This window comes from Bacillus carboniphilus, from assembly GCF_039522365.1.
GTDB lineage: Bacteria > Bacillota > Bacilli > Bacillales > JC228 > Bacillus_BF > Bacillus_BF carboniphilus.
The window spans coordinates 214,575-229,458 of record NZ_BAAADJ010000023.1 but is presented as its reverse complement, the minus strand read 5'-3'; the positions used below and the strand labels follow the sequence as shown (position 1 = coordinate 229,458).

18 protein-coding genes and 1 other annotated feature are annotated in these 14,884 nt (G+C 39.0%); all 18 genes read right to left on the bottom strand.

The annotated features are described in order from the left end of the window. Position 1: 1 nt before the first annotated feature. The 18 genes from obgE to ABDZ91_RS13195 all read right to left on the bottom strand — a co-directional run bounded on the left by obgE (position 2) and on the right by ABDZ91_RS13195 (position 14,878). On the bottom strand, positions 2-1,285 hold the full coding sequence (gene obgE, locus ABDZ91_RS13280) for a GTPase ObgE (RefSeq protein WP_343799733.1): 1,284 nt from the start codon (positions 1,283-1,285) through the stop codon (positions 2-4). Between the two features lie 22 nt (positions 1,286-1,307). After that, positions 1,308-1,841, bottom strand: a complete 534-nt coding sequence (locus ABDZ91_RS13275) for a Spo0B domain-containing protein (protein ID WP_343799732.1) — start codon at positions 1,839-1,841, stop codon at positions 1,308-1,310. A 163-nt stretch (positions 1,842-2,004) separates the two neighbouring features. Further along, positions 2,005-2,295, bottom strand: coding sequence for a 50S ribosomal protein L27 (rpmA, locus tag ABDZ91_RS13270; RefSeq protein WP_343799730.1), 291 nt, complete (start codon positions 2,293-2,295; stop codon positions 2,005-2,007). Positions 2,296-2,307: 12 nt separating this feature from the next. Then, the gene (locus ABDZ91_RS13265; protein ID WP_343799728.1) at positions 2,308-2,643 is read right to left on the bottom strand and encodes a ribosomal-processing cysteine protease Prp; all 336 of its coding nucleotides are present in this window, start codon (positions 2,641-2,643) and stop codon (positions 2,308-2,310) included. A gap of 15 nt (positions 2,644-2,658) precedes the next feature. Beyond that, complete coding sequence (gene rplU, locus ABDZ91_RS13260) at positions 2,659-2,967, bottom strand: 50S ribosomal protein L21 (RefSeq protein ID WP_343799726.1); 309 nt, start codon at positions 2,965-2,967, stop codon at positions 2,659-2,661. Between the two features lie 13 nt (positions 2,968-2,980). Continuing rightward, positions 2,981-3,060: a sequence feature (ribosomal protein L21 leader region), on the bottom strand. 79 nt (positions 3,061-3,139) lie between these two features. Next, positions 3,140-4,582 (bottom strand): Rne/Rng family ribonuclease, encoded by a 1,443-nt coding sequence (locus ABDZ91_RS13255; protein ID WP_343799724.1) that lies wholly within the window; start codon positions 4,580-4,582, stop codon positions 3,140-3,142. Positions 4,583-4,605: 23 nt separating this feature from the next. Then, positions 4,606-5,472 (bottom strand): M50 family metallopeptidase, encoded by an 867-nt coding sequence (locus ABDZ91_RS13250; protein ID WP_343799722.1) that lies wholly within the window; start codon positions 5,470-5,472, stop codon positions 4,606-4,608. Further along, positions 5,465-6,226 carry a peptidoglycan DD-metalloendopeptidase family protein gene (locus ABDZ91_RS13245; RefSeq protein ID WP_343799720.1) on the bottom strand — a complete coding sequence of 254 codons (762 nt, stop codon included), beginning with the start codon at positions 6,224-6,226 and terminating at the stop codon, positions 5,465-5,467. Before ABDZ91_RS13245 ends, ABDZ91_RS13250 begins: the two co-directional genes overlap by 8 nt. 149 nt (positions 6,227-6,375) lie before the next feature. Beyond that, on the bottom strand, positions 6,376-7,182 hold the full coding sequence (gene minD / locus ABDZ91_RS13240) for a septum site-determining protein MinD (protein ID WP_343799718.1): 807 nt from the start codon (positions 7,180-7,182) through the stop codon (positions 6,376-6,378). A gap of 2 nt (positions 7,183-7,184) precedes the next feature. Next, positions 7,185-7,865, bottom strand: a complete 681-nt coding sequence (gene minC, locus ABDZ91_RS13235) for a septum site-determining protein MinC (protein ID WP_343799716.1) — start codon at positions 7,863-7,865, stop codon at positions 7,185-7,187. A gap of 468 nt (positions 7,866-8,333) precedes the next feature. Further along, entirely contained in the window at positions 8,334-8,852 is a 519-nt protein-coding gene (gene mreD / locus ABDZ91_RS13230) for a rod shape-determining protein MreD (RefSeq protein WP_343799714.1), read from the bottom strand. Beyond that, the gene (gene mreC, locus ABDZ91_RS13225; protein WP_343799712.1) at positions 8,852-9,730 is read right to left on the bottom strand and encodes a rod shape-determining protein MreC; all 879 of its coding nucleotides are present in this window, start codon (positions 9,728-9,730) and stop codon (positions 8,852-8,854) included. The genes mreD and mreC overlap by 1 nt, the downstream gene beginning before the upstream one ends. A gap of 123 nt (positions 9,731-9,853) precedes the next feature. After that, entirely contained in the window at positions 9,854-10,858 is a 1,005-nt protein-coding gene (locus ABDZ91_RS13220; protein WP_343799710.1) for a rod shape-determining protein, read from the bottom strand. A gap of 183 nt (positions 10,859-11,041) precedes the next feature. Continuing rightward, positions 11,042-11,713 (bottom strand): RadC family protein, encoded by a 672-nt coding sequence (gene radC, locus ABDZ91_RS13215; protein WP_425541831.1) that lies wholly within the window; start codon positions 11,711-11,713, stop codon positions 11,042-11,044. Between the two features lie 34 nt (positions 11,714-11,747). Further along, positions 11,748-12,314: a Maf family protein gene (locus ABDZ91_RS13210; RefSeq protein ID WP_343799706.1), complete on the bottom strand. Its 567-nt coding sequence runs from the start codon at positions 12,312-12,314 to the stop codon at positions 11,748-11,750. Between the two features lie 215 nt (positions 12,315-12,529). After that, positions 12,530-13,531 carry an SPOR domain-containing protein gene (locus ABDZ91_RS13205; protein ID WP_343799704.1) on the bottom strand — a complete coding sequence of 334 codons (1,002 nt, stop codon included), beginning with the start codon at positions 13,529-13,531 and terminating at the stop codon, positions 12,530-12,532. Between the two features lie 127 nt (positions 13,532-13,658). Further along, entirely contained in the window at positions 13,659-14,297 is a 639-nt protein-coding gene (locus ABDZ91_RS13200) for a hypothetical protein (protein ID WP_343799702.1), read from the bottom strand. Further along, positions 14,297-14,878, bottom strand: a complete 582-nt coding sequence (locus ABDZ91_RS13195; protein WP_343799700.1) for a hypothetical protein — start codon at positions 14,876-14,878, stop codon at positions 14,297-14,299. Before ABDZ91_RS13195 ends, ABDZ91_RS13200 begins: the two co-directional genes overlap by 1 nt. Positions 14,879-14,884: the final 6 nt, after the last annotated feature.

Genomic DNA, 14,884 nt, shown 5'->3' with positions numbered 1-14,884 from the left:
ATTAATCAATAAACTCAAACTCATAGTCCATAATACGGACGATATCCCCGTCAGTAGCACCTCTTTGTCTTAGTGCTTCATCAATACCCATACCTCTTAGCTGACGAGCAAATCTTTTCACAGATTCGTCTCTTGTAAAATCAGTCATCTTAAACAAACGTTCCAACTTTTCTCCGAAAACAACGAAGGTGCCATCCGGCTCACGTTGAATATTGAACTCCGACTCTTTACTTTCATGTTTATAAAGTACTCGCTCTTCCTTTGGCTCCTCAATATCTAATGGGAACTCAGGCGTGTCTTCGAGAACATCCGCTACCATAAAGAGTAAATCTCGAACCCCATCACGTGTAACAGCTGAGATTGGGAAGATTGGATAATCCTTGTCCAACTTTTCTTTAAAGGTCTTCAGGTTTTCCTCTGCTTCTGGAACGTCCATCTTATTCGCTACAATAATCATTGGACGCTCTGACAAACGAAGATTATATTGCTCCATTTCCTGTTGGATTGTCACAAAGTCATCATATGGGTCTCTTCCTTCAACAGCGGCCATATCAATCACATGTACAATGACACGGGTTCTCTCAATATGACGTAAGAATTGGAAGCCAAGTCCCACGCCTTGGTGAGCTCCTTCAATTAGACCAGGTAAGTCTGCCATAACAAAACTACGACCATCTCCCGTTTCAACAACTCCTAAGTTTGGTACTAGCGTTGTGAAATGGTACTCCCCAATTTTGGGACGGGCAGAGGAAACTACAGACAGTAAAGTGGACTTTCCGACACTAGGAAACCCGACTAAACCTACATCTGCTAATAATTTTAGTTCTAAAATAATGTCTCTCTCTTGTCCTGGTTCCCCATTTTCAGACAATTCCGGTGCTGGATTTGCAGGTGTAGCAAAACGAATGTTTCCTCTTCCACCTCTTCCACCTTTTGCAACGACTGCTCTTTGTCCATGTTGAGTTAGGTCTGCAATGACTTCACCTGTATCAGCAACTTTTACAACCGTTCCTGGTGGTACTTTGACTACCATATCTTGAGCATTTTTACCATGCATGCTCTTAGACATACCATGCTCTCCTCTTGGAGCTTTAAAATGCCTTTTGTAACGAAAGTCAACTAATGTTCTTAAGCCTTCTTCTACTTCAAATACAACGTCTGCTCCTTTACCGCCGTCTCCACCGGCAGGACCACCCATTGGTACATATTTTTCACGACGGAAAGCGACCATTCCGTTTCCACCGTCTCCACCTTTTACGTAAATCTTAACTTGATCGACAAACATCTATTGTCCTCCTAGCGAAACCTTAACTAATTGTAATCTCAATGGATAAGTCACTATCCATTTCATCTGCCACTTCTATAGTGCCTCTAGTTATAGGATGCATATGTATGTAATTTAAAATGTGAGCATCTGGCAAAAATTCTCCACGAATATCTACTATAAATCGAGACCAATCCGGTTTTACTTCTATCGATAAAGAAACATGGTTCTCTCCATATGGATTTAACGACTCTTCCAGGTGTTGAAATAGTCCCTTTAACCAATTAGTTATGTATTGGTCTTCTAATGGAAATGTACCAGAGAGCTCTAATACTTCAAATTCAAGTATAAAAAAATGTTGTTTCCAATTATATGTTAATAAAAATGTTGAAAACTGATTTAATCCAATGTTACTTAGATCAGATTCGTGTCTAGCTTCTATTATGATTTCATCAATAATCTCTTTTGCACGTTCTGTTTTTCCAAGCTCAAGGTTTCCTTTAATTAGTTGGAGCTTATTTAACCAGTCATGACGTGCATGACGAAGAATATCAACTACATTTTTAGGATCTCCCATTATCTTTCCCCTAATTTTTTTCTATTTTACTAGTAAGTATAACAAATAAGCATTCAGAACCATAGCACTTCTCTTTTAAAGCTCTTTTTTGGGGATGAGATCACTATTCAAAAAACAAAAAAGAAAGCTCTAGCCTAAATATAGACTAGAGCCCTCTAAACCCTTATGCTTCTTGAGCAACTGGATATACACTTACTTGTTTACGATCGCGTCCAACACGCTCGAACTTAACCACACCGTCAATCTTAGCGAAAAGAGTATCATCTCCACCACGACCTACGTTCGTTCCTGGATAGATTTTTGTTCCGCGTTGACGATAAAGGATAGATCCACCTGTTACAAACTGACCATCCGCACGCTTGGCACCAAGACGCTTAGAGATTGAGTCACGACCGTTCTTTGTAGAACCTACACCTTTTTTAGATGCAAAGTATTGAAGATCTAAACGTAACATTTATTCCACCTCCTACTTTTTGTGGTAGGTTATTTTAATGTATGACTTATAGTCTCTTTGTATCGTTTCTAAAGAAGAGATCATTGAAGCCATGATCAATTGGACTTTATCATCCACTTCTTTATCCTCAAGATTCGGTAAAGTACAACGGAGATATCCGCCGCCACCTCTTTGTTCAACAGGGAGTTCAATACCAAGTAAGTCCTCGACAGCGTTTATAGCGCCGAAGGTTACGGCCGAAGCTCCTGCACAAACTAAATCCTGTCCAGCTTCCGCAAATTCAGCATGGCCTTCGAGAAGAAAAGAGGTCATTCTTTTCGAATCTTTGTTTACTGTTACTCGAATCATAATTGATCAACAGCCTTATGCGTTGATTTTTTCAATAACTACTTTCGTATATGGCTGACGATGACCTTGCTTTTTGCGTTGGTTTTTCTTCGCCTTATACTTGAATACTACTAGTTTCTTTTGACGACCTTGCTTTTCAACTTTAGCAGTTACAGTCGCACCTTCAACTACTGGGCTACCTACTTTAACTGCGTCTCCACCTACGAAAAGAACTTTATCAAAAGTTACAGTTTCTCCAGCTTCAACATCTAGCTTTTCAATGAAGATAGCTTGACCTTCTTCAACTTTAAGTTGTTTACCACCAGTTTCGATAATTGCGTACATACTTGGCACCTCCTTATGGACTCAGACTCGCCGACATTAGGTGTAAAGGGGACCTTTATCTTATAACCTAAGACCGAGCGGTTGTAGCACGGGTGCTACAAACTAACATCAAAAACTATACCATATTATTTCTCATAGTGTCAATAAAAAATAGAGTAACACACGCCTTCTATTATACATCAATTCGCGTTATTTTATAAGAAGGATGAGGATGTTCGATCCTACGAAACTCAAGCTTAAATTTCAAGCTTTCTTCTAGATGGGTTTGGAGAGGGTTCCTTCCTTTCTGGAAACAATCCATTACATCGGAAGTCGCTTCAATATGTATAACTTCAGCATCTCTTTTTTCTAATAGCTCTCTTTGTAAAGTGAAAGCTAAAGCTTCTGGACTATGAACCTGTCCCAATCCAGAACAAACCGAGCAGGGAACCATTAACCTTTTTCGCAACGAATCTCCCGTTCTTTTTCTAGTCAAAATTAACAGGCCAAGTTCATGAAAAGAGCCAACCTGTATCGTTCTATGGTCTTTTTTCGTCTCTTGGATAAAGGTTCGCCTTACACTTTCCCTTAGTTCTTCTGACTTCAAATCAATAAAATCAATCACGATAATTCCAGCAAGGTCACGTAAGCGGATTTGTCTTGCCGCTTCTACGGCGGCCAGTTGATTCGTTTTTAATACGGTTTGTTGCTGATGGCTCTTTCCGATAAATTTCCCGGTGTTAACATCTATGGAGCAAAGTGCTTCTGTTTCATCTATAGTCAAACTAGCTCCATTGGATAACCATACATGCTTTGATAACAGCTTCTCAATTTCAACTTCGAGTCGATAGTGATTAAAAATACCCTCAGTGCCTTGATACAAGCGAACCTGCCACTCAACTGATGGAGGTAAGTTAGATTGAAAATATTTATACGCGTCCATTTGATCAACCCAAATGATGCCACCTTCTAGACGTTGAAGAAACGCTTCAAGTTCCTTGAACATTCGATTGGGCTCAAATAATACTTTAGGTGCTTTCGTAAAAGGGAGCTGATTAACATGCTTTTGACTTAGTTCCTTTAATTGGAGGAGCTCTTGATAAACGGTTTCTTCTGGTTGTTCAGCACTACTTGTTCGAATTAGAACACCTTCTTTTCCATCCAACCATTGCTTAGCCGTCTCTCTCCATTTCTCTGCTAGGGATGAATCCAATTTTTTAGATACTGCCACATACTGGCTGTAGGGTAAATAAATAAGATGTGTTCCTGGCCATTCAACAAGCCCTGTTAATCTTGCCCCTTTATCCCCAATCGGTTCTTTTTTCACCTGAACGATAACCTTCTCACCTTTATGTAAGAATTTTGAAATGCTCATACTTTTCTTTTGTTCTAAAGGGAAACCAGATAATTGATAGGAAGGGAGATCCTCCTTATGAAGAAACCCTAATTTTTCCTCACCAATTTCGATAAAGGCTGCATTCATCCCAACGACAACATCCTTCACAACCCCTACACAAATTGTCCCGACTGGTAGATAATTGTTAGGTTGTTCCATGTAAAAGTGCTCTAGTTTTCCGTTCTTTAATAAAGCAAATCGTTGCTGGGAGGTAGTCATATTGACAATGATTTCATTCAATTTCGTCACCTCAGGAAGCGAGTCTAGTACATATACAATAAGTCTCCAACCTTCCCTTTGTAAAGCTTATCAGCAAAAAAGGCATGTAGTAATTCATTTTCATCTAGGGTTGTGGATTGATCACTTCCATTAACCCGAATATTATGCTTTCGCCCACGATGAAATAAGTCTAATACATCTTGTATCGGGACTTCTGGATTGACTTGAATGGAATGTACATTTCGGTATTCAATCTTCTTCTTCCCGTAATACCTTTCAAGTAGGAACCGAATAAACACATATTGTCTCTGCTTCCATTCCTTCCAGAGAGAAAACAAAAGAAATAACCAAATAACCCAGCTATTTAGGTGATATGGGTTCCACAATAGAATCGTAATCAATGATAACGTACAAATAACTGCTGTCACATAAAGGGTATAAAGGTGAGCATTCCGGAACGTACAGAAATAGGAGAGTCCTACAAATAAGAGTTTTCCCCCATCTAATGGCCACGCCGGCAATAGATTTATTAAAAGGATTGTCGCATTAAAACTTGCCCATAGTTTATAGTCGTCCGGATGAATGAGCATGTTATCATATAATCCCCATAATACTGCCTGAATCCAAACATGTTGCAGGGGACCCGCTAATACTACGAACAGTTCTTCTTTTAACGGTCGGTTTCCATGTTCGTCCATTTCCGCTACTCCACCAAATGGAAGAAGTGATATTTTTTTTATTCTCCATGAAAAAAAATGGGCCGTAAGCCCATGTCCTAATTCATGTAGGAATACAATCGTAAATAGTACGATTACTTCTGTAAATCTAGCTGTCATCATGGATATTCCCATAACAAGCCAGAATAGTGGATGTATATGTATTTTTTTAAAGAAAAGGAGCCATTTATTCAAAGGATATCACCTGGATGGGGTCAATAAATTCATTTCCTTTTTTGATAGCAAAATAAAATTCGCCCTTATTCCCAATGTCGCTATCTGATACCACACCTACTTCTTTACCTGTTGATACTCGATCATTATAAGAAACCGATATATCTTTTAAGTGACCGTACCAAGTGATGGTTTCATCACTGTGCTGGATAATAACAGTTTGGCCCGTATCATCTTTATTTCCTGCAAAAACAACAACACCTTCTTTGACAGCCTTGACTGGTGCATCTTTTCCGGTTTCTATCGTTACTCCTTGATCATTTATGGTAAAAGATTGAGTCACTTTTCCTGAAGCTGGTACAGCATATTCCACCATCATGTTTGGTTCGTTCTCAGTCGAATCCGTTGGCAAAAAGGCTAAAGGCTCTCCAAATCGGTCTTCATACCATTCAGAAACGGCTGCAAACTGAAAGTCCTTCTCAAATGTATCCTCGACAAACACTCTTAGAGAATCCAATGAACTACCCGTACTTTTGAAAAGAATAGCCGTCAATAAAAATAAACACGCCGAAGCTAAAATTTTAAAAATGATGACTTCTTTTCTGAATAATGTAGGTGTTTTTTCAGGTCCGGTTTCATAGGACATCATCCGTTCAAATCCGTGTTGCTCCTCAATCTCTGGGAGAAGAAGTGAGCGCTTTTCATTTGACTCTCTATGGACTCTTTCTTTTTTGCGTTTCGCAATTCGCTTTCTAATTTCATCAGCGCGATTCATCTAGATCCACCTTTCCGGTTCAATCATTTGTACAAGTCTATGACCTGTCCCAGAAAAATAGAATCGATTGTTGTGGGGATTGTATAATAAAAAAGAAGTGGAGATAAAACGAACCGTTTTATCTCCACTTCTTTCATTTTCTATTTTACTTAGACGCGAACCCCAAAGAACTTCTTCAATCTCGCAAACATACCTTTATCGTTTGCATCCAATGGTTGAAGAGGAACGGACTCTCCAAGAATTCTACGTGCAATATTTCGATACGCAATGGAAGCACGACTATTTGGGTTCATTACAATCGGCTCTCCATCATTCGATGCTTTAATCACTTGGTCATCATCGAAGACAATTCCTAGTAGTTCGATGGACAAATGAGTGGCAATTTCATCAACATCTAGCATGTCCCCATTTTTCATCATATGACTTCTAATACGGTTAATGACGAGTTTTGGACGCTCCATGCCTTCTTCTTTTTCAAGTAAACCTATTACTCTATCTGCGTCACGAACCGAAGAAATCTCTGGCGTTGTCACAACAATGGCTTGATCGGCGCCAGCCACTGCATTTTTATAGCCTTGCTCGATTCCGGCTGGACAGTCAATAATGATATAATCATAATCTTGCTTCAAGCGCTCAACCAATTCCTCCATTTGTTCAGGGTTGACGGCAGTTTTATCACTGGTTTGAGCAGCAGGTAATAAGTAAAGTAAGTCATTAAAACGCTTGTCTTTAACTAATGCCTGATGTAATTTGCAGCGACCTTCTACAACATCTACAAGGTCATATATGATCCTGTTCTCTAGCCCCATGACAACATCTAGATTACGCAGTCCAATATCTGTATCTACTAAACATACTTTCTTCCCTTGCAGGGCTAATGCTGTTCCTAAGTTTGCGGAGGTAGTCGTCTTTCCTACTCCACCTTTTCCTGACGTTATGACAATTGCTTCTCCCACTGTTACCGTCCTCCTTCCAAAATTCGAGTTAATTGAGGGCGAAGATGAATAAGTGATTGTAATCGGTCAATTACAATCTGCCCTTCTTGATCTATATAGGCACATTCCATATCATGACCGTTTTCATCGTATTGATCGGGTGCCCTATTAAAAGAATCTGCAATTCTCAGCTGAGATGGGGTCATTTTAGATGCCACTACTACAGCTTCCTTATTTCCTTCGAAACCTGCATGAGCAATCCCTCTTAAGACACCCATAACAAAAATGTTTCCACCTGCTATTACGGTTCCACCTGGATTAACATCACCAATTAAGAGAAGGTCTCCCGGTACTTTTAAGACTTGTCCAGAACGAATGACCCTAGTTACTGAAACAATTTCATTCTCTTCTTTTAGCTTCTGGGCTTCTTCCCTCGTTATGACTTGGCTATGGATTGAACCAACCACTAAGTTTTTCTTTTGTCTAACAAGATCGCTCAATACTTCCTTTTGATCCTCTGACAAATAGCGGAGCCCTGTTTGAATATGTACTTGAACGAGAGGTTTGTCTTCCTGACCTTCATAATGGCCAGAGAGCTTGATCTCTAGCTCTTCAAGTAATTGAGAAAACGAACATGAATCGTCTAAATGAAGAGTAAGACCGTCTTTTGTACCTTTGATGATGACATTCTGCTTCGTTTTCATATGTTTGTCACCTCTAACCTATTGTATATTTCAACAAAAGGCCTGTATTTTCCTTTTTTTCACGCTAAAAAGAATAAAAAATTAACATTAAAATCTTTTTAAATAGCTGTTTTAGCATTCTTTTATGCCTTTAGCCAAGAGTAGACTCGATGAACTATGGCCGTTGATTTCCGTTACAGGTGCGCAGCTAGAGTGGGCGGTCCGGGAGCCTCCTCTGGCCAACAGGATGTTGGTTACGAAGGCGTTGCCACAGGACGTGGCGTTCTTAGCCTTCGTTCCCCTATCGCTCCTGCGGGGTCTCCCTTGTCCCTTCCTCCCACAGGACATGAAAGGCTACGGCAGCATGTACTTCGCACGAGAAAAATGCGCAGCATTTTATGAGGACTCAAGCACCTTCCACTCCAATCAACTGTAGTTGACCTTTATGTGCAAGAAATAACATTCAAAAATAGCCTTCATTTTATCCACTTACTCATCAAGAATCTTTGCTTGTAAGTAAAAGATGAATTTTCTTAATGGGAATGAAAAAAGAATTAAAAAGATTCCATTAAAATAGAGCGTAGGTACTAATCTTTTTTCTAGAAACTGTTCCATGCCCATATCCGTCACTTGAAGAAGTAAATTTAATGCGTAAACTGAAAACTCCAATCCGACTATTCCAAGGAGCGTCACAGCAATAATAATTAACAAATGATGATGAAATAACCTCATTAATCGGTCTAATACGTAGCAAAGTACTGGAAAAAGTGCAAGGTATACACCTAAAACTTCCGTGTAAACGATATCAAATAGAAGTCCGAAACAGAGTGCATACAAGAAACCTTGGGTTCTGTCGTAAAAAAGTACAATAAAAAAAAGCGTGCAAAACAAGAAACGGGGAACAAAAATCCATTCTTGTCCCGCATCAAAGCTACCAAAAAACTGTACATACATACCTTCAAGTAAAAAAATGAAGAGTACACTAGCAGGGAGGATGAGTTTCTTCATTACTCCTCATCCCCCTCATTTGTAAAAGAAAGAACTGGTTCGGTTGCTTTTCTCTTTACAATGATTACATGGTTAATGCTGTGCATATCTGCTGCTGGTTCTACATAGGCAGTCTGCGTAAGTCCATATTTATCAGGTACAACTTCAATAATCGTACCAATAAATAAGTCACTTGGAAATACGCCACCTAAGCCGGATGACACCACGGCAGCTCCCTCTTCAACTTCCTTATCATAAGGTATCTCTTTTAATAGTAGGACCTTTTTATCTTTATCAAATCCTTCAATAATCCCTTTTATCTCTTCGTCCTCCCCCTGAACGATTGCCGATATACGATTTGTAGGATCCATTGAACTTAGTAATTGAACGGTCGACGTGAATTGAGAAGTACTCTTGATTTTTCCGATTAGGCCATCTCCAGTAATGACAGCCATATTATCCTCTATACCGTTTACAGAGCCCTTATTTAACTCAATGATTTCATGCCAACGATCCGGATTTCTTCCAATAACAGTTGCCTGAATTGGATCAAAATCACGAAGGTTTTCTTCTTTTTCCAAAACTTTTCGAAGGTCTTCGTTTTCTTGGGTAAGGTCTTTCACTTTCTGATCTAACAAGTGATAATCTTGAATTTTACTCTTAAGCAGTCGATTTTCTTCGTATGTATTTAATAGATCTTGAACACTTCCATAAATATCAGCTACTGCATCAGCGGGTTTCGATACAATATTCTGGACAAAGCCTGTAGTGTCTTTAACAAATTGCTCCATCCAAGTGAGTTGACCTCTTTCTCGAATAGAAAAGCCGATCAATGCCACGAGAATAATGATACTCACAAGGAGAAACATAAGCCGCTTGTTGAGAAAAAATTGTGGCATGACTTACACCTCATGTACATTCTATTATCTTTCAATTTATAAGGATTGATGGTTTTATGTAAAAATATTTTCGAAACGGAAAGTGGGGATCTCACTTTCATTGTAAGATCCCGGACTTATGAACTATTTTGCTTTGTTTTTAAATAAGTGAATATGGTCTAGTGCTTTACCTGTTCCAATGGCTACACAATCAAGTGGATTCTCAGCAATTAGAACTGGCATATTTGTTTCCTCACTAATAACTTTATCCATATTGCGTAGTAAAGCTCCACCACCTGTTAGCACAATACCGCGATCCATAATATCAGCAGCTAGTTCTGGTGGTGTTTTTTCTAATGTCACTTTAACAGCATCTACGATAGCTTCTACTGTATCGTGTAACGCTTTCGCAATTTCTTCTGGAGTGATTTCGATCGTTTTAGGTAAGCCCGTTAGAAGGTCTCTACCTCTAATCTCCATGTTGTCAACGCCTTCAGGGTCACAAGCAGCACCAATTTCCATTTTGATGGACTCCGCTGTACGATCCCCAATCATCAAATTATAAGTTTTGCGGATATAACTAATGATGGCGTCATCCATCTCATCACCAGCAATGCGAATAGATTGACTCGTTACAATACCACCTAATGAGATGATCGCAACTTCGGTAGTACCTCCGCCAATATCCACAACCATACTTCCAGTCGGTTCCCATACAGGTAAGTTTGCTCCAATTGCAGCTGCAAATGGTTCCTCAATCGTATAAGCGTCTCTCGCACCTGCTTGTCTGGTTGCATCAACAACAGCTCGTTCTTCAACGGCTGTAATTCCAGATGGAACACAAACCATTACATATGGTTTTCTAGCGAATGCGCCTCTTCTTAAAGCATTTTTAATGTAATATTTCATCATTGTTGCTGTTGTATCGTAATCGGCGATGACACCATCCTTCATCGGTCTAAGTGCCACCACATTTCCTGGTGTACGACCAATCATATTTTTAGCGTCATTACCAACAGCGACAATACTTTTTGTATCCGTTTGGAAAGCAACGACAGATGGTTCTCTAAGCACAATGCCCTTACCTTTAATATAAACCAGTGTGTTTGCAGTTCCTAAATCAATTCCTAAATCTCTTGTTCCAAACATATGTAAATCTCCCTTTCTAACCCGAATCCAATTAAGACAGAATTCCTTGAAACATAGGAGTCATCAACGATTTTTCCCCATACTATTGTGTAGAAAACGCTTTGGTTTATCCTACATTTTTTCGAAGTACCACATAAAAATCATAAACTTAATTATAGCTCAATCAGAACTAAAATCCTAGTGTTATAAATATCCTTTTTCCTTTAAACTTACGTAACGATTTTCACCTATAATCAAGTGATCCAAAACTTCGATACCAATTATCTTTCCACATTCGGCTAGACGCTTGGTAACTTCTATATCTTCTCGTGAAGGGGCTGGATCTCCTGATGGATGATTATGAAAGCAAATGATGGAGGCTGCTGACCGTCTGAAAGCTTCTTTAAATACTTCTCTTGGGTGAACAATAGATGCATTAAGACTCCCTATAAAAATGGTTTGCTTATGAAGTACTTGGTTCTTAGTATTGAGGTAAATACAAACGAAATGCTCTTGAGAGAGGAATCTCATTTCACTCATAACATAATTTGCCCCATCCTCAGGAGAGCGGATGGTATATCGGTCTGTATCTTTCAGGCTTGCGACTCTTCTTGCTAATTCAAAGGTAGCCAACAATTGTATAGCCTTTGCTGTTCCAATTCCTTTTATACTGGTTAATTCTTCAAGACTAGCATCCTTTAACATTCGTAAACCTTCAAATTTAACAACCAACTTTTGTGACAATTCCATAACTGACTCCTGATGAGAACCCGTTCGTAAAATTAACGCCAACAAATCTTGGTTTGATAAACTAGTGGGTCCTTCATTCATAAATCGTTCTCTGGGACGCTCCTCTTGCGGAACATCCCGGACCATGATGAGGGATTCCTTCACATAACTTCCTCCTTCATTATACGGGGAAGCCAAATTGTTTTAACTGACGGATGGTTTTCGCGATAGGGAGACCCATTACCGTGTAGAAATCACCTTTTATTTCTTTGACGAAATAAGCTCCTTTCCCTTGAATGCCGTATCCACCAGCCTTATCGAAAGGTTCCCCCGTTTTAATATATTGTTTGATTTCTTCATCTGATAACGTCCAAAAGGTTACATCGGTTCCTTCATAAAAGGAATGAGCTTGTCCATTTACGACAAGAGTAACACCGGTGAATACCTGGTGCGTTGTATCAGACAGTTTTTTTAACATGGTAAAAGCTTCTTCTTCAGTTTCTGGCTTGCCAAGTATTTCATTTTGAATGGAAACAACTGTATCGGCACCTAATACAAAGTGATTGGGATATTGCGATGCAACTTCTAGTGCCTTTCGTGAGGATAGTTCTGTAACAGCATCTTGTGGCCGTATGTTCGGAGGGAGACTTTCGTCAGCACCACTTTTGTGGACTTGAAATGAAACATCCATCTGTTTCAATAATTCACTACGTCTTGGAGATCCTGAAGCTAAAATGAGTGGATTCATAACTATCACCTATTAGATTGGATTAGAAAAGGAAATCTACCTATATATTACCAAAATGTATAAACCAAAAGCAAAGTGATCTTAAAGTTTCTTAATAGTTGGTCAATAAAAATAAAAAAAGAAAAACTGTCGAATTTTTAATCTTTTGTCGACAGCCTTTCTCTTTTTCGCTACATTTCCCGGAAAATAGACAAAAATACATGCTAGTTTTTATATTATTTTTCTATATTTAATTTAATATAAGAGAGCAAAGCATCCTGAATTGCATTTGCCTGACTCATATTATTCGTTTGTGCATAGTTTTGTAATGCCCCACTAGATTGAAGAATAATCTGCGTAACCGTTTGAACAATAGGTTCTTGTACCGTTACTTCATTAAACGAATTGGCCACACCCGTAATGGTCGATAACGTATCTTGCGGTACACTTTGACCCAATGCTACTTTACCTGCTACATCGACTAATGTTGGCATGATAGTAGCACCTTGGTTGAATACAGCTGCACTAGTCGAATCTAGCTGCTCTATTGTCATTTCGTTTAGCGTGAGTGCTTTTGCATATACTTCAACACCCTGCCCTTTATAGATTTCAGCTATTCTTTTAGCTTCTTGTTCGTTCGAAGCTAGTCCAAGAAATACATAATAATTCCCATCTTCCATTAAAACCACTTCAGAAGGTATGCTTTTTTCATTGAGCTGACCAACTAATGTATTAGCTGATTCTTTACTCGAAAAGATTCCGCCTTGGATTACATAGCTAGTAAAACTAGGAAGGAGAGCGGAACCAAGTGAACCGTTATTACTTGGCTGTTCAGTTTGTGGAGTTGGATTATTTGCTTGCACAACTGCCGGAGCTTCTTCAACGGAAATAAACTTTAATAGAATTAAGCCAAAAGCAATCCCCAATCCAACGGCGAAGGCAATAGAAAAAATGAGAGAACCAAATGTATGAAAAACATTCCTAGAAGAAGGAGACGTTTTTTTCCGTCCACCCTTTTGTTTAATCCCCGTTGCTTGCTTAAACGTCTTCGGTTCCGGCTCTACTTCTGGTAGGATCCAATCAAAATCTGCATCCGCTTCCTCACTTGTGGCTGCTGTTTCTAGTTTGACATTCTCTAGTAAATCCTTTGCTTGTGTTTTTCTTTCTTCTTTATATGATGTCTGCTTATCATTTAACATAATCTTTATTTGACCATCTTTATTTGGTTCTTCTCTCAAATCTTCCTCCCCCTTTTACTAGTTTTGCCCTATCCTATCATAGAGACAAAAAAAAATAACAAGACTTTTGTCGTCTTGTTATCGTCATGTTTCGAACAGATTTGTCAATTTTGGCAATCGGTTCAAATTATGAATTAGTCTCCATTATTTCCCCATTGGGATAGTAGAAGGCAGAGATTTGGATTGAAAAAACTACCGTTGAGTTTGTTTCGTTAGTCTGACCTTCACCTCCACTGAAGGCTAGGTTTTCTACTTGAATAATCCGCTCCATCTCTTCAAGTTCTTTCAAAAAGAGCTCTAGGTGATTATGTGAAGGAGCTTGGACTGACATCGAGACAGTTAACTTCTCTACTCCATTTGGAAATGAGGTAGTGGTACTTGTTTCAGTTGAATCGGTTTCTTCTGTCTGATCCGTTGCAGAATCTTCAGCAGGCTGTTCTAGTGATGCAACACCGAAGGACATATTTAATATTAGTGTATTGGATGCAAGCTCCGCTTTCTCCAAATCCAAGATTAACTGATCTAATAATGGATTGGTTGGTAGCTGTGCTTTTAACTGATTCAGTTTAATTTCCCCAGGATCTTCTGGTTTATTTTCCAATACTTCTAAACTTTGATATCGCTTCGTTTCCATTTCTATTTCACTTTCTAGTGATTGAATCTCTTTCTCAATTGGTAGCGCCACAAATTGATATCCTGAAAATAAAAGTAAAGCTAGAATAATAAACGAAAGGAGAGTCAATTTTGCGATATTGGTAGCATTCATTATTGACCACTCTCCTTCTTCGCCTTCTGCACTTCAGTAGCTTGAATAGCCAAATTAAAATCTGCTCGATATCTTGGAAGAACATCGGGATTCCCATTATCTAATTTAACCGTTTCTATTTTATTAAGGACTACATTCGTAAACAGCGGTGAGGCCTGTAGTCGTTCAAAAAAGAAAGCCACTTCCCTTGAGGCATCAAATTGGGCTACCAAATGAATGCGCTCCGAGCTTGAGTAATCAAATTGTAGAATAAAGCCTCTATCTGTGAGTAATGTACGAATTTCATCTATCACCACTACGGTAGATAACGGATAATCATCCATCCACTGAACCGTTTCTTCATATTGTTTAGTTGGCGTTACGGTTTCAATAGGTTGATTTTGTTGTTCTCTTATACCTCTGAGTTCCTGCACGTGTGCTAATTGATTTTCTAACCGGTCCTTCATTTGAAGTTCCCCGTTATACCACAAGATACCAGTTGTTATGACAAGGGCAAAAGACAGCAAAGCAAATCCAGCTAATATAAACAGCGGTGTATTTCGTTGTTTAGGTTTCTGAATTAAATTAATATCAACTAACATACATCC

Bases quoted from the DNA above. Each gene is read 5' to 3' on its own strand.
- rpmA (WP_343799730.1), bottom strand. From the start codon at position 2,295: ATGTTACGTTTAGATCTTCAATACTTTGCATCTAAAAAAGGTGTAGGT.
- obgE (WP_343799733.1), bottom strand. From the start codon at position 1,285: ATGTTTGTCGATCAAGTTAAGATTTACGTAAAAGGTGGAGACGGTGGA.
- mreC (WP_343799712.1), bottom strand. From the start codon at position 9,730: ATGCCACAATTTTTTCTCAACAAGCGGCTTATGTTTCTCCTTGTGAGT.
- ABDZ91_RS13220 (WP_343799710.1), bottom strand. From the start codon at position 10,858: ATGTTTGGAACAAGAGATTTAGGAATTGATTTAGGAACTGCAAACACA.
- ABDZ91_RS13200 (WP_343799702.1), bottom strand. From the start codon at position 14,297: ATGAATGCTACCAATATCGCAAAATTGACTCTCCTTTCGTTTATTATT.
- minC (WP_343799716.1), bottom strand. From the start codon at position 7,865: ATGAAAACGAAGCAGAATGTCATCATCAAAGGTACAAAAGACGGTCTT.
- radC (WP_425541831.1), bottom strand. From the start codon at position 11,713: ATGGTCCGGGATGTTCCGCAAGAGGAGCGTCCCAGAGAACGATTTATG.
- ABDZ91_RS13265 (WP_343799728.1), bottom strand. From the start codon at position 2,643: ATGATTCGAGTAACAGTAAACAAAGATTCGAAAAGAATGACCTCTTTT.
- ABDZ91_RS13275 (WP_343799732.1), bottom strand. From the start codon at position 1,841: ATGGGAGATCCTAAAAATGTAGTTGATATTCTTCGTCATGCACGTCAT.
- rplU (WP_343799726.1), bottom strand. From the start codon at position 2,967: ATGTACGCAATTATCGAAACTGGTGGTAAACAACTTAAAGTTGAAGAA.
- ABDZ91_RS13210 (WP_343799706.1), bottom strand. From the start codon at position 12,314: ATGAATCCACTCATTTTAGCTTCAGGATCTCCAAGACGTAGTGAATTA.
- mreD (WP_343799714.1), bottom strand. From the start codon at position 8,852: ATGAAGAAACTCATCCTCCCTGCTAGTGTACTCTTCATTTTTTTACTT.
- ABDZ91_RS13245 (WP_343799720.1), bottom strand. From the start codon at position 6,226: ATGAATCGCGCTGATGAAATTAGAAAGCGAATTGCGAAACGCAAAAAA.
- ABDZ91_RS13195 (WP_343799700.1), bottom strand. From the start codon at position 14,878: ATGTTAGTTGATATTAATTTAATTCAGAAACCTAAACAACGAAATACA.